The sequence below is a fragment of the Mucilaginibacter sp. P4_D1 genome (assembly GCF_056401935.1).
The window spans coordinates 1-21,175 of the sequence record NZ_JBFUIJ010000071.1 but is presented as its reverse complement, the minus strand read 5'-3'; the positions used below and the strand labels follow the sequence as shown (position 1 = coordinate 21,175).

Here is a 21,175-nt window from a genome sequence, read left to right as displayed (position 1 = left end):
AATTATTAATTTGCAGAAAGTTTTCATTAATTCATGGTTAATCGTCGACGGTTTATGGCAAATGGGGTTATTGTTAGTGCATGGTTGTGAAAGATCATGATTCGTAGTATAACTTACCGCAGTAGGTAACCACCATTGTAGCGATGAGTTTAAAACCCATCGCCACCTTGCAGATTGCTATAATAAATTTAAACTTGAGTAACGAAAACCAAAGATCATGCGTCTACTATGACAGCATCATTAACAGAACCAACAAGCAACACGAATCAAAAATCTTGATACTTGATACTTACTACTTGATACTACCCAAAAAATGATACTAAAAAAAGCTACTATTCTTATTGTTGACGACGACCCGGATGTGCTAACGGCCGTAAAGCTGTTGTTAAAAACCCAGGCCGGCGAGGTGATAACCGAGAAGAATCCCGAAAACCTGAACTGGCTGCTGCAACGCAACGAGGTTGACCTGGTTTTGCTTGATATGAACTTTAATAGCGCCATTAACACCGGCAACGAGGGTTTGTACTGGCTGCGTAAAGTAAAAGACTGGAAACCCAATGTTTGCGTAATAATGATTACAGCCTATGGTGATATTGACCTGGCCGTACGCTCCTTAAAAGAAGGCGCCGACGACTTTGTGGTAAAACCATGGCATAACGAAAAGCTGATAGGCACCATAAAAGAGTTACTGGATAAAAAGGAGGGTGGCGCCAAAGCCACCAAAGCGCCTGCCAAAAATACGGCGGGGGATACATCGATTTTGGGCGAATCGGAAGTGATGCAGGATATTTTTTATAAAGTAAATAAAATAGCCCCTACCGATGCCAATATTTTGCTATTGGGCGAAAACGGCACAGGTAAAGATTTGATGGCCAAGGCCATTCATGAACGCAGTTTACGTGCCGATAAACCTTTTGTTAAGGTAGATGTAGGTGCGCTTACCGATACTTTGTTTGAAAGCGAATTGTTTGGCCACAAAAAAGGCGCTTTTACTGATGCACGCGAAGACCGCGCCGGCCGTTTTGAAGATGCCCAGGGTGGCACCCTGTTTTTAGACGAGATTGGCAACATCAGTTTACAGCAGCAGGCCAAATTGCTCACTATACTGCAAAACCGGCAGGTTACCCGCTTAGGTACCAATAAGGCAGTGGATATTGATATCAGGCTGATATGCGCTACCAACGTACCCATGAGCGAACTGGCAAATGAAAACCGTTTCAGGAAGGATTTAATTTACCGGATAAACACCGTAGAGATTAATATGCCACCCTTGCGCCGCCGCAGCGAGGACATTGTGATTTTGGCCAAACATTTTGCCAAACTATATGCCAGCAAATACCTGAAGCCTGCCATGGATTTTGACGCGCCGGCTTTAACAAAATTAAAATCATACAACTACCCGGGTAACGTTCGCGAACTGCAATATACCATTGAGCGCGCAGTTATTATGGCCGATGATAGTACATTGAGACCCGATGACCTTATCTTTTCGATACTGGAAACATCGACAGATAATAATATTAATGACGATAACATTCAGTTGAGCACACTTGAGAAGAATGCTATTTTAAAAGTAATTGAAAAACATAACGGCAACATTACCCGTGCTGCCAAAGAATTGGGACTAACCCGTACTGCCCTGTACCGCAGATTAAGCAAATATGATATTTAACCGTTACGAATGGCGGCTGTTGCTGCGCGTTTTTTTATTGTTCCTGGCACTTACAGCCGCCGCTTATGTAACGGTTAAAGGCCAGCCCCTATACCTGGTGATATTTATACCCCTGGTAATTTACGCGGTGATTGAGATGATACGCTTTCAAAAAAAGGCGCAGGATGAGGTAAACCAGTTTGTTGAATCTATTCACTACCGCGATTTCTCGCGCCATTTTGATGTACGCAAAGCACCAAACGAATTAAAGCCGCTGCGTAAAGGCTTTAATGATATTAATACAACATTTAAGCTTATCAGCCGCGAACGCGAAACGCAATACCATTACCTGCAAAAGATATTGGAGCTGGTAGATACGGGCATCCTATCGTACGAGGAAGAAACCGGCACCATCAGCTGGATAAATGAGGCCTTTAAAAAACTCCTCAGCATCCCCTACCTCAAAACCATCCAGTCGTTAGAAAAACGGGAACCGGAGCTTTACAACGAGTTACTTAAACTAAAACCCGGCGAAAGCAATATCATCAGCGTTACCCGCAACCAGCAGATGGTAAAAATTTTAATAACATCAAGTATGATGCGCAGCGACGACAAGCTGTACAAGCTGCTGGCATTTCAAAACGTGAGCGAAGCGCTGGACGAAACGGAATCAAAAGCATGGTCGAAATTGCTGAACGTGATGACGCATGAGATTATGAACTCGGTTGCCCCAATTTCGTCATTGGCAGATACCTTGAAAAACCGTTTACAAAGCCCCGAAATTACCGACACCATGGAAGCCTCGGAGCTGGAAGACCTGGAGCTGGGCATAGATACCATTAAACGACGCAGCGATGGATTACTGAAGTTTACCGAAAGTTACCGCAGCCTGAACAAGATAACCAAGCTGGAACGCGACAGGATACTGGTGCGCAACCTGTTCGAGAACCTAAACAGCCTGATGAAGCCAACGCTATCTAAAAAGAACATTGAACTGGAAATTATCCTACGCGACCCCGCCCTGGCCATTGAGGCCGATATAAACCTGATAGAGCAGGTAATGATAAACCTGCTGGTGAATGCCATTGAAGCCGTTAAAGACCGCGATGAGCCGCGAATCACCTTATCTGCCGAGGCCCAAAACAACAGTAAAACCCTGGTTAAAATAACCGATAACGGCATGGGTATGCCGCACGAGCTGCTGGATAAAATTTTCATCCCCTTCTTCAGCACCAAAAAAACCGGCAGCGGTATAGGGCTTAGTTTATGTAAACAGATCATGCTGCTACACAAAGGCAACATCCAGGTATTATCTACCGAGGGGAAAGGATCATCATTTATATTGCAGTTTGTACCGTAGGGCAGCCCCCTAACCCCCTGAAGGGGGAACTTTTGAATTGCAGGATTGATTATCAAAAAACAAAAAAGCTGTCATCCTGAGGTACGAAGAATCTATTCGTCGCTAATGCATAACCGCCGGAAAAGTTCGCTGGTAGATGCTTCGTTACTACCGACGACATGTTGAATTTTCGAGATGCGTAGGCCTATCCCCCTGAGCCTGTCGAAGGGCCGCGCGGAGAGGCCTTTGCCCGCTATGCTTCGACGGGGCCTCCCATGACATGTTTTCTTTTCGAGGTGCCCGGGCCCATCCCCCTGAGCCTGTCGAAGGGCCGCGCGGAGAGGCCTTTGCCCGCTATGGTTCGACAAGCTCACCATGACAGCCCTTTTAACTATGTCATTCTCACTTCAGAATTTCGCGAAATTTTACCACTCAGCATGACTGGAAAAAAAACGTTTTTTCCCGATGCCTGTGTCCTCACAGGCATCTTCCCGACATGTCGTCGATTATCGGTTTAGCAGTCAGGGATTGTAGATTAATATAGGTATTTATTACCATTTAAAGCCCGAAGTCATTTGCTAAACCATTTTAGCTTGAATTTTATCTCATTGTTTGTTCGGCCCTCCGAAAACATAAAAAGAATTGAACCTGATTACGATGGAAACTTACGAAGTTTTAAAAACTTCGTAAGTTTGGTTAGGCTCGAACAAATAACTATTTACCATGAAACACATCCTGGCCATTCCCGGCAGCCTCAGGGCCGGTTCAACAAATCATAATATCCTGAAACACTTAGGTGCCCTGGTACCTGCGGATGTTGATTACAGTATTTACAACGATTTGGCACTCATCCCCCCATTTGACCCCGGCAACGATGATGATTACCCGCCCGAACCCGTTTTTGAATTAAGGGAACTGTTAAAACAGGTCGATGGTGTTATCATCTGCACACCCGAATATGCATTCGGCGTACCCGGCCAGTTAAAAAACATGTTGGACTGGACGGTATCCAATGGTTCATTCTCCGAAAAGCCGGTCGCCCTCATCACCGCATCCTTAGGCGGCGAAGCAGCCCATGCCGCCATGCTATTGATCCTGGGCGCACTAAACGCGCAGGTTGCCGATGGCGCAAAGCTGAATATATCATTTATCAGGTCGAAGATGGATGGGGAGGGCAATGTTACAGATCACGATACTTTGAATTCATTGAACGTGGTTTTGAAAACGTTTTTGAGCAATATTTAAAATTCGTCGTTTATTTGGTCTTACCGGCTTTATCGCCGCTCCGGTTAATGACCTTAAATACCGTTATTGGYATTGTAGCCGGTACCTGTTGCATCGCACCTGGATTGCTGGAAGCCGGTTTACATCCGTTCAAATTATTAGTCTGCCAATTTGACAACTTCGCCTGCTTTGGAACATGCATTGATGGTTGCAGGTAGAAATTAATATTAATCCATTTATATATCAATATTATGCAAGAAAAAGGCAGCATTTCAATCCACACCGAAAACATTTTTCCGATAATTAAGAAATTTCTTTACTCTGATAATGAGATATTTTTGCGCGAGCTGGTATCTAACGCTGTAGATGCTACCCAAAAAATAAAACGCCTGGCTTCTTTAGGCCAATATAACGGCGAACTTGGCGATCTGCGCGTTGAAGTTGCATTTGACGAGGTTAAGAAGACCATCACCATATCCGACAATGGTCTGGGTATGACCGCCGAAGAAATAAAAAAATACATTAACCAGATCGCATTTTCGGGCGCTACTGAGTTTATGGAAAAATTCAAGGAAGCTAAAGATGCCAACGAAATCATCGGTCGCTTTGGTTTAGGCTTTTACTCGGCCTTCATGGTTGCCGACAAGGTTGAAATACAAACACTTAGCTACCAGGAAGGCGCCGAACCAGCTTATTGGGTTTGCGATGGCAGTACCGAATTTGAAATTGGCGAAGGTATTTTGGCCGAGCGTGGTACCGAAATTACCTTGTACATCAACAGCGAATCGGAAGAGTTTTTGAGCAAATATAAATTGCAGGAAATCCTTGACAAATACTGTAAATTTTTACCTGTGCCTATTAAATTCGGCACCAAAACCGAATCTGTTGAGGATGGCGTTGACGAAGAAGGCAAACCTAAATACATTGACGTTCAGGAAGATAATATCATTAACGATACCAACCCTATCTGGACAAAAGCACCATCTGAATTAAAAGACCAGGATTATCTTGACTTCTACAAACAGCTTTACCCTTTCAGCGAAGACCCACTATTCTGGATCCACCTGAATGTTGATTATCCTTTCAATCTTACAGGTGTATTGTACTTCCCTAAGCTGAAAAATGACTTTGAGATCTCGAAAAACAAGATCAAGTTATTCAGCCGCCAGGTATTTATTACCGATGAAGTGAAGGATATTGTCCCTGAGTTTTTGATGCTATTACATGGTGTAATTGATTCGCCTGATATTCCTTTGAACGTTTCTCGCAGCTTTTTACAGGCCGATAGCAACGTTAAAAAAATAAACAGCTATATCACCAAAAAGGTAGCTGATAAATTGTCAGAACTATTTAAAGCCGACCGCAAAGCTTATGAAGAAAAATGGACCGACATTGGCCTGTTTGTTAAATACGGTATGGTGAGCGAAGATAAGTTTTATGATAAAGCCAAAGATTTTGTTTTGGTTAGCAACACCAAAAAAGAAAACTTTACTTTACCGGAATACAAAGAAAAAGTTGAAGCCATCCAAACCGATAAAGACGGGCAGCTGGTTTATATTTACACCAACGATCCGGCTAAACAGGATTCATTTATCCAATCGGCCAACAAAAAAGGTTACGATGTATTGGTGATGAACTCGCCTATTGATAATCACTTCATTAGCCAGTTGGAGCAAAAACTGGAGAAAACTTCGTTGAAACGCGTTGATGCTGATGTGGCTGATAAGCTGATTAAAAAAGACGAAGCGCCTGAATCGGTATTAACCGATGAGCAATCAACAAAGGTTAAAGACATCTTCAACAAAGCGATTAACAAACCGGCGTATAGTGTTCAATTAGAGAGCCTTAACCCGGATGAATTACCGGTAACTGTAACCATGGATGAGTTTATGCGCCGCATGAAAGATATGGCAGCGATGGGTGGTGGCATGGGCTTTTATGGTAATATGCCCGATAATTACAAAGTAATTGTTAACGGAAACCACAAGTTGATAACCCGCATTTTACAGGAAGAGGATGAAACAGTACAAGCCCAGTTATCAAAACAGGCATTTGACCTGGCCCTGCTTTCGCAGGGATTATTAACCGGCGCCGAACTTACTGAATTTGTAAACCGGAGTGTTAACTTGATATAACAATTATTGCCGATATAATAAAAGCCGCCTGCAAAAACAGGTGGCTTTTTTATTTAAATATTATTTAAATTTGATATGGAATAAACCTTACAACTGCATCCTTGTCATAAATATTAAATCATTTGGATATGAAACTATTAAAGAGATTTTCGTTATTGATAGCGATGGTATTGATGGGCACAGCTATTGTTAACGCTCAAACTACCCGTAAAGAAAAAAAAGCGGCCCACGTTGCCGAAATAAAGGCCATTGTTGAAGCCCAAAACTTTGTATTTAACGCCAACTATGTAAACCCAACACGCTTAAACAGCAGGGCGCTCACTTCAAGCTATGACCTTACAGTTACCAAGGATACTATCATCGCCTACCTACCCTACTTTGGCGTGGCCACTGTTGCGCCGACATACGGATCGTCTGAAGGAGGAATTAAATTTACTACCACCAAGTTTACTTATATAGCTAAACCCGGCAAAAAGGATGGCTGGAATATCACCATCAAACCAACGGTAAAAAATGTCAGTGATTCAAGGGATGTGCAATCCATGTACTTAACTATTAGCTCTGACGGATATGCTTCATTACAGGTTATCAGCACCAACCGTGATCCTATTTCCTTTAACGGCACAATTGAAAAAAGGCCAGCGAAAAAGTAGCTCAAAGCTGAAGGCTAAAAGCTTTTAATGGGGATGCTTTCTGCTTTAAGCCCTCGGCTTTGGGCTTTCAGCTTAATAACCCTGCATTGTCCTTTAAGTCTACACCCGATAACTTGCGTTTAAAAGCTTCGCTAATGAGGTAGAAGATTTTTTTGGCCGCCTTTTTATAGGTAAGACCTTTGGGGCGGATATTGGAAACGCAATTTCGGGATTCGTCTGTCAGCCCGGGTTTAGGGGCGTAAGTTAGGTATGCTCCTACGCTATCTGCCGAACTTAATCCAGGCCTTTCGCCAATGAGCACAAGAGATAGCTGCGCTTTAAGGTTATAGCCAATATCATCGCCTATAGCTACCCTGCCCTGTTCAACCAGGCTTATTGGAGCAAACTTAAAACCAGCGGCCGATAACAGCGGGATAAGCTCTTTTAGCAATCCAAATGTATTTTCATTTACGGCTGTTGCCGAAAGCCCATCGGCTATAATGATGGCGATATCGGTTTGAATAAAATAATCTTCCAATTGGCTTAACGAAGCTTCATTTAGTTTACGGCCAAAATCAGGGCGTTGCAGGTATTGCCGGCGGTGGGTTACACGGCTGTGCAGCTGCAGAATGGGCAAATTAAACTGTTTAAATACATCTGTTAAGTGACTGATATTCAATTCGGAATAAACCGCGTCGCGGGCGTGGGCATGGGCCAGTTTAAAATCAAGCGATTGTTTCAGCGGGATACTTGTACCCACACGGCCAATTGCTATGCGGGCAGTAGTAAACTCCTGCAAGGCCTTCAAAGGCTCTATTTCGTGGGGAATGTTTCTTTTCATATTTCTATATACGAGAAAAAGGCTGGTTTTTCGATTATCCTTTACCCGGCCCTTTTTTCCTTTCGCCTTTCACCTTTATCCTTTTACCTCTTACTAAACCATCGCTCCTAACAACCCATGCCCGGAGTCGATAGGCACCATATTCCCTTTAATATCGATAATTCCTTGCTTTATCAACCATTGTTCAAATTCGGGCGCTGGTTTTAAGCCAAGTACTTTGCGCAAATATAGGGCGTCATGAAATGAGGTGGATTGGTAATTAAGCATGATATCATCGGCACCCGGAATACCCATTACAAAGTTACAACCAGCCACGCCCAGCAGGGTTAGCAGGTTATCCATGTCATCCTGGTCTGCCTCGGCATGGTTGGTGTAGCAAACATCGCAGCCCATGGGCAAACCAAGCAGCTTACCGCAAAAATGATCTTCTAATGCCGCGCGAATTATTTGCTTGCCATCATATAAATATTCAGGCCCGATAAAGCCAACAACAGTGTTCACCAACAGGGGTTTAAACTTTCGTGCCACAGCATATGCCCTTACCTCGCAGGTTTGCTGGTCGACGCCAAAATTGGCATTGGCAGATAGTGCGCTCCCCTGTCCCGTTTCAAAATACATCACATTATTGCCCACCGTGCCACGTTTAAGTGATAGCGTTGCCTGGTAAGCCTCTTCAATTAAATTAAGGCTGATGCCAAAACTCTGATTGGCTTTTTCGGTACCGGCTATTGATTGAAAGCAAAGATCCACTGGCGCACCTTCGTTAATCAGTTGCAAAGTGGTAGTAATATGGCTTAATACGCAGGTTTGCGTGGGGATATTAAACTGTTGCCTAACATTGTCCATAAGCCTTAATAAACTACTTACCGCGGCGGGGCTATCAGTAGCAGGATTTATCCCGATGGTAGCATCGCCGCTGCCATGTAGCAGGCCATCAATAATGCTGGCCGCTACCCCTCTCGGATCGTCTGTCGGATGGTTTGGCTGTAAACGCGTGCTAAAATGCCCGCTTAACCCAATTGTATTACGAAACCTGGTTACCACCCTGCATTTTTTTGCCACCGCTATCAAATCCTGGTTACGCATTAGTTTAGATACCGCTGCAACCATTTCGGGCGTCAGCCCATCGGCAATATCAGTTAGGGTTTGGGTATCTGTTTCATCACTTAACAACCAATCGCGTAATTCGCCAACAGTTAAATGGCTTATTTGATTAAATGATTTAACATCATGACTATCAACAATTAAACGGGTTACTTCATCATCTTCGTAAGGGACAACAACCTCATTTAAAAATGTTTTGAGTGGCACATCGGCCAGGGTTATTTGCGCGGCAACCCGTTCTTCATAACTACCGGCGCATACGCCTGCCAGCTCATCGCCCGACCGGTAGGGCGATGCCTTGCCCAGCAAAGTTTTCAGGTCATGAAACTTGTAAACTTTATGTCGTATGGTGTGGCGGTATTTAGTCATTGGTCATTTGCTTCGCGTCATTGGTCATTGGGTCATTTGCTATGCGTCATTAGTCATTGTATAAAAAATGACCCAATGACTTAATGACCTAATCAGGCGTTGCCATCATTTCGTCTGTAAGAGCTACTTTATGTTTACCCATAAGGATAAATATAATACTGATCAGGAGCAGGCCTGCAAAAAATATAATGCTCACCGTAAAGTTAAACCACATAATGGCAAATAAACTTATTATTGTTATAAGCAGCGCTATACCCGGAAACCAAGGGTACACGGGCGCCTTAAATGGCCGTGGAAGCTTCGGCTCCTTTTTCCGTAGGATGAACAAACTCACCATACACATAATGTACATGACAACAGCCCCTAAAACCGACAGAACCAAAATTTGTGAGGTGCCATTTTTGGTATGGGTACCAATATAAATGGCTATAAAGCTAACAGCACCGGCCACAACCAGCGCCCAATGCGGGGTTTTAAACCGGTGGTTTAGGTTATCTAATCCTTTTGGTAGATAACCGCTCCTGGCCATTGCAAATACTTGCCTTGACGATGCCAGAATGGTGCCATGAAGCGATGCTATCAGCCCAAATAAGCCGATGCTGGCAAATATTTTGGTTAAGCCGCTTGCCTTACCCAGCACAATACCTATTGCTTCGGGTAAGGGGTAATCTAAAGTACTTAGTTTGCGCCAATCGGTTATCCCGCCGGTAACAATCATTACGCCTAATGCCAATGCTACCAGTGTAGCCAGTGCACTGATATAACCTTTGGGTATATCTTTTTTGGGGTCTTTCACTTCTTCGGCAACCATGGCTACGCCTTCAATAGCAAGGTAAAACCATATGGCGAACGGAAGGGCAGCAAACACACCTGCCCAGCCAAAAGGCATTGGATTGCTCATGTAGTTACTCATTTTAAAATGAGGCGAAACTATACCTAAATACAAAACCAATTCGGCAACCGCCAAAATGGTAATGAACACCGAAAATGCAGCAGATTCTTTTACACCGAAACCATTAAGCAACAGGAATGCCGCATTAAATACCAGGGCCGAGTGCATAACTGGAATTTCCGGGTATAAAAAGTGAAGGTAACTCCCTAACGAAATAGCTATTGCGGGCGATGCAAAAAGAAAATCAATAAGCGTGGCATAACCAGCTATCAGGCCGCCAAATGGGCCCATCGCCCGGTAACCGTAAGCAAAGGCCCCGCCTGCATGCGGAATTGCCGTGGTAAGTTCTGTGTAACTGAAAATGAACGTGATATACATCACCGTTATAACCACTGTGGCTATAAGCATCCCGATTGTACCGGCAACATCCCACCCAAAATTCCAGCCGAAGTATTCACCAGAGATAACCAACCCTACAGCTATCGCCCATAAATGGACTGGTTTTAAAACTCTCTTCAGTTGCTCTGCCGGGGGTGTTGCCATACGTTTTGATTTGCCGCCTTAAGATACTTATTGCGGGCCGAATATCAAAATTGACGTATGTTATGGAATTGTTAACGCAGCCCCCTCTAAATCTCCCCCTGAAAGCTGCTGTGTGTACACATCTCTCTAAGTAAAGAAAATTGTCATTTCGATAGAGCATGCGTGGGGTTGTGCGGGAGAGCGAAAGAGAAACCTTATACGATTTGCATCGCACCGCGCAAGTTAGCAAGCATGACGTATAGGATTTCTCCTCACGCCAACGCTTAAAGCCCACCCCAGTTCGTTTAAAATGACATTTTTCTATTTATTGATAAGTTTCCAAAAGATATGTACACACAGTAGCCCCTGAAGGGGGAGACTTTTGAGTAGCTTTCTTTAAGTCCTCCCCTTCAGGGGAGGATTTAGGTGGGGCTAAACCTTCAGCGTATTTTTCAAATAACCTATACTGCTGGTAATGCTGGCCAACGGATCTTTCGGGCCATCGTGTTCAACAAAGAAATGTTTCATGCCGGCTGATTTTGCAGCTGCGAAGATTGGCTTAAAGTCGATAGTGCCACTGCCCACCGGTAAAATAGTTTTACGCTCGGCATCCAGATCTTTTACGTGCCACAGCGGAAAACGGCCGGGATGTTGTTTAAACATTGCTACAGGGTCTTTGCCGCCTTTAACGGCCCAGGCCAGGTCAAGCTCCATCTTTACATTCTGTGGATCTGTCTCGCTCAACAAAAGATCATAAGGAACTTTGCCGTCAACGGCATGAAATTCCATATCATGATTATGATAGGCAAATTGGATACCTACCTTTTTGGCAGCCTCCCCCGTTTTGTTCAATACTTCTATGGTCGATTTAATTTCTTCGAGCGTTGCTGTTGGCGAATTAGCGCAAACCAGGTATTTAATACCACCTGCTGCTGCATCATCAACCAGCTCCTGCATATTATCGCGCAGGTTTTTCATTGGCGGTATAACCATCGGTTTGCCATCTGCGCCGTTTGGCAATTTTGTTCCCGGCGGGAGTTTAAATGGTGCGCCTAACACGTGGTGCGATGTCCAGTTCATGCCCAGGTCATTTACCATGGCTTTAAACTCTTTGGGTGTCATACCATAGTAGCCTCCTTTTTTGCTAAAGGCCGATTCCATGTCTTTGAAGCCAAGGGCTGCAATTTTCGTAAGCGTGCCTTTTACATCTTCGTCAATAACACCAAAAAAAGTGAATAGCTGCAAACCAATGGCATGCGGAGCAGCCATATTGCTTAATAAGGAAGCAGCCCTGCCAGATAAGGCCATRCCGCCAAGCACCAAAGCCCCGGTGCTTTGGATAAATTTTCTCCTGTTGTAATTCATGCTGATAATTTAGTTTTAAGTGGTACAGTAAATCTAAATAATAATTATCAGCAAATTAAAGTTTATTGTGTCTTTTTTACACATTAACTCATCTAATCATCCACGGTAGAGAAAAGCTTATGATGTCGGGGACAAAAAAGCATCAAATGACACCTTGCTTTTTACTGCCTGAGCCTGGTTAAAAAACCCAAACCACCGCAACTATTTTTTGGCCAACAGGCACACAAATGGCGCTGCGTTTAATTTGCCCAAAACGTGAATTTCATGTTAACCATGAATAAAATACAAATAATTGACTACCAAATATTTATATCATATTTCATTCAAAATGTGTTAAGTTATGTTAACCCAGTTAAATGCTTTTATGCGGCATTTACATTTGATTTTAGCGCTCGTAAAGCGCTGTCATGGCGCCTATTTATGCAAACAATTAGCTATCAACCCCGTCCACCCGGTTTGGTGTGATGCGCCGATACCCCGCCCGGTATCACCATCAAAATATTCGTAAAACAGGATGTAATCTTTAAAATCAGGGTCGGTCTGCATCTTTTGATTATCGCCAAATATTGCCCGGTTACCCTTTTCGTCCCTCAAGAACAATCGTGATACCCTGTTATAAAGCTCGCCCGCAACTTCCCCTAAATTCATAAAAATACCAGAACCGGTGGGGCATTCCACTTTAAAATCGTCGCCATAATAATGATGAAAACGATGCAGGCTATCGATGATCAGGTAGTTTATCGGCATCCAGATAGGGCCGCGCCAATTGCTATTGCCGCCAAACAGCCCACTATCGCTTTCACCGGGGACATATCCAATACCAAATTGCATCCCGTTAACCTCAATGTTGTAGGGATGGTCTTTATGATATTTTGACAGCGAACGAATCCCGTAATCGCTCAGAAATTCTTTTTCATCCAGCATATATTTCAGGATGGATTTCATACGGTAGCCGCGTAGCAGGCTAATCAGGTGTCGCCCCGTACTGCTCCGCTCATTCCAGCGAGATACAAGGGATGCCAGGTCTGGTCGCTTTTCGGCAAACCATTTCATGCGTTCGGTAAAAATGGGACTATCTACGATATCTCTTTCATCTAAAACTTCGGTGGCAAATAACGGGATCAGGCCTACAATACTGCGTACCTTCATTTTTACAGAACCATCATCAGGAAACCGGAGCTGGTCATAAAAGAAACCGTCATCCTCGTCCCACAAACCCTGGTTGTTCTCACCGAGGTTTGACATCGCTCCAACTATATAAATAAAGTGCTCAAAAAACTTAGAAGCGATGTCTTCATAAGCCTTATCTGTTTCGGCAAGCTCGGTAGCAATCCGCAGCAGATTTAATGAATACATGGCCATCCAACTGGTGCCATCAGCTTGTTCCAAATGCTGGCCAGATGGTAATTTGGTGTTCCTGTCAAACACGCCAATGTTATCCATCCCCAGGAAACCGCCTTCAAAAATATTGTTACCCAAGGCATCCTTGCGGTTTACCCACCAGGTAAAATTGAGCATCAGTTTGTGAAAAACCCGTTCCAGGAAATAGGTGTCGCCTTTGCCTGCGTTAGTTATTTTATCGGTTTTGTAAATATTCCAAACCGCCATAGCGTGTACAGGAGGGTTTACATCGCCAAAATCCCACTCATAGGCAGGTAGCTGCCCGTTGGGGTGCATGTACCAGTCGCGGGTAAGCAATATGAGTTGATTTTTGGCGAAGGCCATATCAACCGTTGCCAGCGGCAGGCAGTGAAAAGCAAGATCCCAAGCGGCAAACCAAGGGTATTCCCACTTATCGGGCATCGAAATAACATCCTTAGTGTTCAGGTGCTTCCATTTACTGTTGCGTGCTGTTTTCCGTTGCGCGGGCGGCTTTGGCTGCGACGGATCGCCATGCCGCCACTGGCGGATATCTGAATAATAAAACTGCTTGTTCCACAGCATTCCGGCAAAAGCCTGGCGTTGTATCATGCACCTATCGGCATCATCTTTATTACTATAGGTATCATTGTAAAACTCGTTAGCCTCCGTTAAACGAACATCAAATATGTGGTCAAAATCCTCGAAGCCATAATTGGCATCGGGCGATAACCTTAACCTAAAGCTAATACTTTGTTTAGCGCGTATAGTGATATCATAATTGACAGCAGCTTTAGTGCCGGTATTTTTAGGATTTAGCGTATCGGCGCCGTGAACAATGTAGTCATTGATGCCATCTTTATGGTATTTAAGCCCATCATCATAATTGTACAGTTTGCTGCCATTTGTTTCGTTATCGCAAAACAAAACTTGCGGGTTTCCCTCGGCATGCAGCCAAAGCTGGCCAAGATCTTTATGAAAAATGCCTGTTACGCCATTACCATTAGCGGTAAGGGCTGGTTTGTAAGGATCATAGCCCCAACTCCAGGTATTACGGAACCACAGCGTAGGCATTACATTTAAGGGAGCATCCACATCGCCCCTGTTGTGTATGGTGATTTTTATAAGGATATCATCCTGGGCGTTCTTGGCATATTCTGTAAAAACATCGAAGTATTCGTCCTTGTCAAAAATGCCGGTATCCATCAGCTCAAACTCGGGATCGTTGCGGGTGCGGCGCTTGTTTTCGTTAACCAGCCAGGCGTAGGGAAACTCGGTTTGCGGGTACTTGTACAAAGTTTTCATGTACGAGTGGGTTGGCGTGCTATCCAGGTAATAGTATAATTCTTTTACATCTTCGCCGTGGTTTCCCTCGGGATTACTGAGGCCGAAGTAACGTTCCTTGATGATGGGATCTTTTTTATTCCAAAGGGCCAAGGCAAAACAAAGATTTTGCTGGCGGTCGCAAATGCCGGCTATGCCTTCCTCGCCCCAACGGTAAGCTTTGCTGCGGGCCATATCATGGGTTATGTAATTCCAGGCATCACCATTGGCGCTATAATCTTCCCTAACGGTACCCCATTGGCGGTCGCTTACGTAAGGCCCCCACTTTTTCCAGGTTGCATCCTTTAATCTTACTTGTTCTGCATTCATTAATGCAAAGTAGGCTTATTTGCAATAATTAACAGAATTATAGGATATGTTTTACATGAGGGTGAAAAAGAGGAATTAAGATTTGAGCGAATGTTTCCGAGGCTTTTTATTCCAGCAAGTAATAAAAACTTTTAAAAACATGGTTATTCAAACTTTACCCCCAGGCCTTTCTCAAAAACCTTAACCAGTTACCGTGCATCATGTTTTCAATATCAACATCGGTATAACCACGTTTTTTTAACATATCTGGCACCTTTTGCAAATCGGCTATAGTTTCCAGGTCGTATGGGCATTGTTCGCGGCCAAAGGCGCCGTCAAGATCGGTGCCCATGCCAACGTGCAGGGCGTTACCGGCTATTTGGCAAATATGATCGATATGATCTATCATCACCTCCATATTGCAATTCATCCCTTTGGGGGTTGATACGCCCCTCACCCATCCCGGCACCATCATCCAGGCATCCAATGCAGCACCAATTACCGCCCCGCGATCAACCAACGCTTTAATCATCTCATCGCTGTACTGCCTGTTGTGGTTCACCAGTGCACGACAGTTGTTGTGGCTGGCCCAAACGTGGCCGTTAAAATGATCAAGCGCCTCCCAAAAACTATCATCGCACAAATGCGTTGCATCCAGTATGATATTCAGGCGCTCCATTTCTTTGAGCAGTTCATGCCCTTTGGGGCCCATGTAGCCGGTGGCATCTGTGCCTTGCGCATACCTGCCCGGGCCATAATGTGCCGGGCCTACAGCCCGCAGTCCATAGTTGTAGGCGCGTTCCAGGTGTTGTACGGTTATAATAGAATCCGAGCCTTCCAAACTCAGTATATACCCAATAGCTTTATCGGCCATGGGTGCCCCATCGTTCCAATAAGCAAGATTTTTTTCTAAAGATGCTAAATCGTTTACCTGCACCATCTCGCCGGCATCTTCCATGGCTTTGTACCAGGCCACCTGCCCTTGTGTTTGCGCCCAGGCCTGTTCGGGTGAGTGCCAGCCGGGCAATGGGTTGCCAGGCGCCACGTAACGGCCAATTTGTGTAGCCACCACCAAACCAATATTGCCTTTACGTAATTCCGGTAGCGTAACAACGGCTTTGGCACGGTCGGGTTTGTCTGTAAGCCCTGCTTCACGCTGGTTTAATTCGGCCAGYGGGCGGGTAAGGTCGCGGTTCCACTCCAGCGCGTTCATGCTCAGATCTAAATGGGCATCAATTACAAACATATTTTTGGGTATCAGATGGTTATTTTACGGTCGCGGGCCAGGTTAAGCCACTCGCCGCTAAGTGTATTATTTTCGATGGTATAAACGCGTTCGTATAAGGCCACTGTTGGGCATACATGATGTGGGATGCCATAAAGCACGTCGCCTACCTTATAGCTATGGCCCTTGCCAGCATCAACAACCAAATGCTCTTCGCTTTGGCCAACGGGCACCAGTTGGGGCGCATTCAAAAAGTAAATTCGCTTGCCCAGTTCATTTTCGGCCGAAATAGATTTATGCCCAACATCTAGGCAAAGTTTGGTTGCATCGGGCAACGATACCACCCGTGTAACTACCAATACTGCCGGCAAAAAGGCCTGCTCTGGTATGTTCAATTTATAGCCCCTGTCCCAATAAACAAAAGTACCCGGGCTGCATTCTACAACAGGTCTTTTTGAATGGATGGTAAAGGTCGGCGAGCCACCGGCAATAATCACCGGTTCGGGATAATCTTTTGCTTTCAGATCCTGTTGCAGCTTTAATACAGGTGTAAAACCGGCGTCGCAGCGCTCTTTTCGTTTTGTCACATCAACATCGTGAATGTGGCCGTCATAGGCATGCAAGCCAACCGGCGTAATCCCGGGCAATACGGCGCAATCCATATACAATTGCAATGCATCAAAACCGGGCGCAATACCTGTACGGTTCATGCCAACATTTAAGTCGAGATAAACATCAAAGGTAGTTTTACCAGCCACGGCAGCATCCGAAATCTCTTTAGCTGCCGTATCGTTATCAACCAAACACGAAAACCGTGTTTGTGGGTAAGCGTGAATTAGTTTAATAAACCTAGCCAGCTTGGGGCCAACAGGCTGATAAGCCAGCAAAACATCCGGAGCTTTACACATACCAAGCAACTCCGCTTCGGCAATAGTAGCGCACTTGAACTTGTTAATCCCGGCTTCAAGCAATAGCTGTGTAACCTGCTTGTTTTTGTAAGTTTTAATATGCGGGCGCAATCGTGCAACATCATCAATCATGGTTTTAAGCAAATTGATGTTGGCCTGTACCCTATCGGGATAAACAACCAAAGCCGGAGTATCCAGCTTATCAATATTATCTATCGTGAACCAATGTTGATCCATATTTTGTCTGAACCGGAATTAAACGAATTAAAGAATTTTCAGAATTCCCCTTGCTAAGGTCTTGATACTTGATACTAACTACTTGATACTAAAATCAAATCAGTTCAAACAAAGCCTCAATTTCAACAGGAATATTATCGGGTAACGATCCCATGCCTACCGCGCTACGCACACCAATGCCATTTTCTTCGCCCCAAATTTTGGCAAAAAGTTCGCTGGCTCCGTTAATGATGAAGGGATGCTTTTCAAATTCGGGAGTGCAGTTAACCATACCCAATACTTTTATTACCCTTTTTACTTTGTCAAAACTGCCTATGTTTGCTTTTATAGTGGCAAGCATAGCTAATCCAACCTGACGGGCAGCAAGCTTCCCATCTTCCATATTAATAGTATCGCCAATACGGCCGATAATCAGGGTACCATCATCCTGTACTGTTCCGTGGCCAGAAAGGTAAAGGTATTTTCCATCAACTAAACATGGTTTATAAACGCCAAGCGGCTTTGGTGCAGGTGGCAGGTTTAAACCCAACGCTGCAAAATTTTCTTCGGGAGTGTTCATGTTGTAAAACTATAGTATTTTCAAATCTATAAATACTATTGACAAAGTTGCACAAACATATTTAAATATTTTAAAAACTTACGATGTGGTAACTAGTGAATTAAAAACGATAAAAAGAAGAAGCATAATGTAAAAGTGTTTGCTATAAAAACAAAAAAAGCCGGGGATCTCAAGCCCGGCTTTTGCTTAAACCATGAATCAACTTTATTTAAATCTGTACGTAATTCCAATATTAACAGCGTAATCGGCAAATGCCGCATCGCCTTGTGTGTATGTTCCGGTAAGACCGGTTGAAATTTTATCAGGAACACTTTGTGTACGTTCACGGCGTAGTGCAACAGGCACAAACGCATAAATAGAAAGTGTTTTTAAACGGAATGTAACCCCAGGCTCGGCCGAAAGGATATTACCAGGCCTTCTGAAGCCGTTACTGCCACCTACAAGATCATGCACTGGTAAGCACTCATAACGTGCGCCTGCCGAAAAATCAAATTTACCTGTTCCATAACTTGCACCGGCCCTAAGCATAACCTGGTCTGGCACACTCATAATATCGCTGCCGTTAGCAATAGCTTTGGCACTTGCAGTACCACCGCGGGCTGTTGACACACCATTTTGCTCGCGTGGGCTTACCAGGTAATAAAAGCCACCATATACTCCAAATTTGTGTGTAAAATTGTAATAGGCATTAATTTCGGTTGTGATACCTGTACCGCCATCACCCAGTTGAATTGATTGATCAACCGGGCCAAGTACTTTAGCATCGGTTGTGCCCTGGTGGTAAAAATAATCCTGGTAGTTATAAGCGCCGGTAGCCAGTTTTAAGCCTAAGCCTACCTGTATATTTCCCTTACGGGCTTTAGCCGGATTTAATAACCAGGCATAAGCAGTTAACCTAACATCGCCCAAACCAAATGAGTGTGTGTTTAAGCGCTCTTTACCGCCATGCTCATATAATGATGAACGACTGTTGTCTACAATAGGTACATCCACCGCAAACGACCAGCGGTTGTTAAAAATACGGGTTAGCGTTATGTCATTGGTGTAGGAATGGTTAATAACATTGGTACCTAAAGCTATACGTTGTTTTTGTTCGGCTGTACCAACAAAATGTTTGTACGATCTGAAATAACGGCTATTGCTATTCAACAACCAGCTTCCCGCAGCAGCGCTGGCACTATCCGGATGTTCGTCCATCGCGCACAAACCACCTGTACTCCTGATGGCAACACAGCCCTGGGCGTTTACTTTTGTCGTGGTAAAAAGCGCAAATAATACGACTACACAGCTCAATTTTAAAATTACTTTCATAGTTTTTTTAGTTTTTATTATTGTTTAGATAATTGAATATTAAGGCCGGGTGATAAAACCCAGCGAAAACCTGCTTTTTACAGGGAATTAGGTTAATTAATTTGTTTGTAAATGGGACGATTTTTTAAAAGGCAATGATAAAAAACCYGTAGGCGACCGCTTAACAGCAAACCATAAGGATAACAATACCCCATAGCTGCCGCCGCGCTCAACCCATTCAAATATTTCGTATTTAGGATAAAATAGTTCGCTTGTTATTTTCCAGATGATAAACACCAGCAGAATATTCGCAAAAGGGCGTATTAGTACAGAAAAAGCTGCTAAAACTTCAAACATGCCAACTATTAGCGCAGTTTTACCCGGGTCGTTAAAACCTAAAGCATGGTATTGGTTAATTAAACCTTGCTTTTGGATAAGGTTTAACCAACCATGGCCCAACAGCAGCAGGAACGCGAACAGCCTTAAACAAGTTAAAACATTTTTTAAGGTATGTGCATCAAGGTTTACGTCGTCATTCATCCGGCCGAACCATTTTTTTAGCGGCATTTTAAAACCACCCTGCAATAGTAACAGCACGAAGGGAGCACCAAAATTACCTGCGCGTTCAATAAACTCGGCAAAAGGCTCACCCGATAAAGGACGCATGGAGGCTGTTATTATCCCCCACACTACCAGCCAGCCTGCTACCGCACGTATTGGATATACCAATAACGACAAACCAAACACAATATCCATCATGCCCACATATGGCATCAACGTGTACGACATATCGTGCCCAATACCAACTACTGCAAAATAGTTACACCATATTTGTTTGGTGATGATGCCAAAAGCACCATGACCTATAAAACACATTGCTGATGCAAATCTGAGCGTGTAGTATATATTTTTATCTGAAATTAAACGCGACATTTTATTGTATCTTAAACTCTCCCTACTCGTTATAATCCTGCTCCGTCTGCCTTACCCCTGTTAACCGCGAATTGACCTACTGCTTTGCCGGTTACCAAACCAACTTCACAGTCGCTGCGGAAGTGGATACCACCATACAGCCTCGACATGGCAGCTGCCTGGGCCAAATCTGTAAACTTAGTTCCCCTATCAGGTAATAAATAAGTTAATACAGTGGCTGCCGCGCCGCTAAAGTTAGAGTGCCCCGATGTATAAGCCGGGAAATTTGGCACGCCTGTAAGCGTTTTAATCAGCGGATCAACCTGCGATGGTCGTTGGTTAAAGTAAAAATATTTTGTATCCCAGCAAACTATAGCTGCATCCATCTYGGCCATATTTAGTAAGGCAAAGTTACGGGCCCAGCGTACTTCGCTATAATTTTGTTTCACAAACTCATCGGCAGCAATAGCATTCCAATGGCCGGCCGGCGTATAAGTTGCAATCCCATCGGCCCAAAAAGCAACTTGCTCTTCATGTGCGCGGCTATGGTCTTTGCTCATCGATAATACTTCATCAACTTCTTTCTTAAATTCGGCTGAAGTAGATAAATAAGGTGGGGCCGGGCGCAATGAAACAACAGTTAATGTATCAAACAAAAACGGGAGCACTTTTGAAAATAAAGGTAACATTGGCGGCCTTTTAGGTGTTTCTAAACTCACCCAAAACTTTCCTGATTCAAATGCTGTGCTTTGTAAAGTTGCCCAAACAGCCGGGGTACCAATTGCTTTACCTGCACGGTCTCCACGGGCGCGGGTCGCAAACAAGGCCGCAATCTGCTTTCCTAATGATTCGCCTGCTGTGATTTCGCCACGGGTATTAGCACCTGCCATTATGCGGTATTCTTTTTCTTCCTGCGCTTTTTGGTTGATATAAGCCAATTCGGTAGGGAACAATAATTTCATCAACTCGACCGTGGTAC

General features: G+C 44.1%; 16 protein-coding genes. 5 read left to right on the top strand and 11 right to left on the bottom strand.

The genetic code is table 11. The features are described from left to right. The first annotated feature begins 313 nt into the window (after positions 1–313). The 5 genes from AC1DV1_RS29695 to AC1DV1_RS29675 all read left to right on the top strand — a co-directional run bounded on the left by AC1DV1_RS29695 (position 314) and on the right by AC1DV1_RS29675 (position 7,002). Positions 314–1,672 carry a sigma-54-dependent transcriptional regulator gene (locus AC1DV1_RS29695; RefSeq protein WP_477367866.1) on the top strand — a complete coding sequence of 453 codons (1,359 nt, stop codon included), beginning with the start codon at positions 314–316 and terminating at the stop codon, positions 1,670–1,672. Continuing rightward, positions 1,662–3,011, top strand: a complete 1,350-nt coding sequence (locus AC1DV1_RS29690) for a sensor histidine kinase (RefSeq protein WP_477367863.1) — start codon at positions 1,662–1,664, stop codon at positions 3,009–3,011. The genes AC1DV1_RS29695 and AC1DV1_RS29690 overlap by 11 nt, the downstream gene beginning before the upstream one ends. A gap of 702 nt (positions 3,012–3,713) precedes the next feature. Continuing rightward, positions 3,714–4,235, top strand: coding sequence for an NADPH-dependent FMN reductase (locus tag AC1DV1_RS29685; protein ID WP_477367860.1), 522 nt, complete (start codon positions 3,714–3,716; stop codon positions 4,233–4,235). Between the two features lie 230 nt (positions 4,236–4,465). Beyond that, positions 4,466–6,349, top strand: a complete 1,884-nt coding sequence (gene htpG / locus AC1DV1_RS29680; protein ID WP_477367857.1) for a molecular chaperone HtpG — start codon at positions 4,466–4,468, stop codon at positions 6,347–6,349. 128 nt (positions 6,350–6,477) lie between these two features. Continuing rightward, complete coding sequence (locus AC1DV1_RS29675) at positions 6,478–7,002, top strand: DUF4251 domain-containing protein (protein WP_477367854.1); 525 nt, start codon at positions 6,478–6,480, stop codon at positions 7,000–7,002. A 67-nt stretch (positions 7,003–7,069) separates the two neighbouring features. On the opposite strand, the gene eutC is transcribed toward AC1DV1_RS29675, so the two are convergent. From eutC to AC1DV1_RS29620, 11 genes are all read right to left on the bottom strand, one after another. Next, complete coding sequence (gene eutC, locus AC1DV1_RS29670) at positions 7,070–7,822, bottom strand: ethanolamine ammonia-lyase subunit EutC (protein ID WP_477367851.1); 753 nt, start codon at positions 7,820–7,822, stop codon at positions 7,070–7,072. A gap of 93 nt (positions 7,823–7,915) precedes the next feature. After that, on the bottom strand, positions 7,916–9,295 hold the full coding sequence (locus AC1DV1_RS29665) for an ethanolamine ammonia-lyase subunit EutB (RefSeq protein ID WP_477367848.1): 1,380 nt from the start codon (positions 9,293–9,295) through the stop codon (positions 7,916–7,918). An 88-nt stretch (positions 9,296–9,383) separates the two neighbouring features. Beyond that, positions 9,384–10,730: an ethanolamine permease gene (gene eat / locus AC1DV1_RS29660; protein WP_477367844.1), complete on the bottom strand. Its 1,347-nt coding sequence runs from the start codon at positions 10,728–10,730 to the stop codon at positions 9,384–9,386. A gap of 411 nt (positions 10,731–11,141) precedes the next feature. Next, on the bottom strand, positions 11,142–12,074 hold the full coding sequence (locus AC1DV1_RS29655; RefSeq protein WP_477367841.1) for a sugar phosphate isomerase/epimerase family protein: 933 nt from the start codon (positions 12,072–12,074) through the stop codon (positions 11,142–11,144). Between the two features lie 414 nt (positions 12,075–12,488). Further along, on the bottom strand, positions 12,489–15,086 hold the full coding sequence (locus AC1DV1_RS29650) for an MGH1-like glycoside hydrolase domain-containing protein (protein WP_477367837.1): 2,598 nt from the start codon (positions 15,084–15,086) through the stop codon (positions 12,489–12,491). Between the two features lie 154 nt (positions 15,087–15,240). After that, entirely contained in the window at positions 15,241–16,311 is a 1,071-nt protein-coding gene (locus tag AC1DV1_RS29645; protein ID WP_477367832.1) for a dipeptidase, read from the bottom strand. An 11-nt stretch (positions 16,312–16,322) separates the two neighbouring features. Beyond that, positions 16,323–17,435: a D-TA family PLP-dependent enzyme gene (locus AC1DV1_RS29640; protein ID WP_477367829.1), complete on the bottom strand. Its 1,113-nt coding sequence runs from the start codon at positions 17,433–17,435 to the stop codon at positions 16,323–16,325. Between the two features lie 94 nt (positions 17,436–17,529). Then, on the bottom strand, positions 17,530–17,994 hold the full coding sequence (locus AC1DV1_RS29635; RefSeq protein WP_477367826.1) for a RidA family protein: 465 nt from the start codon (positions 17,992–17,994) through the stop codon (positions 17,530–17,532). 204 nt (positions 17,995–18,198) lie between these two features. Continuing rightward, entirely contained in the window at positions 18,199–19,305 is a 1,107-nt protein-coding gene (locus AC1DV1_RS29630; RefSeq protein WP_477367822.1) for a hypothetical protein, read from the bottom strand. A gap of 96 nt (positions 19,306–19,401) precedes the next feature. Next, the gene (locus AC1DV1_RS29625; protein ID WP_477367818.1) at positions 19,402–20,217 is read right to left on the bottom strand and encodes a hypothetical protein; all 816 of its coding nucleotides are present in this window, start codon (positions 20,215–20,217) and stop codon (positions 19,402–19,404) included. 29 nt (positions 20,218–20,246) lie between these two features. Further along, a partial coding sequence (locus AC1DV1_RS29620) for a vanadium-dependent haloperoxidase (RefSeq protein WP_477367813.1) occupies positions 20,247–21,175 on the bottom strand: 929 nt, incomplete at its 5' end.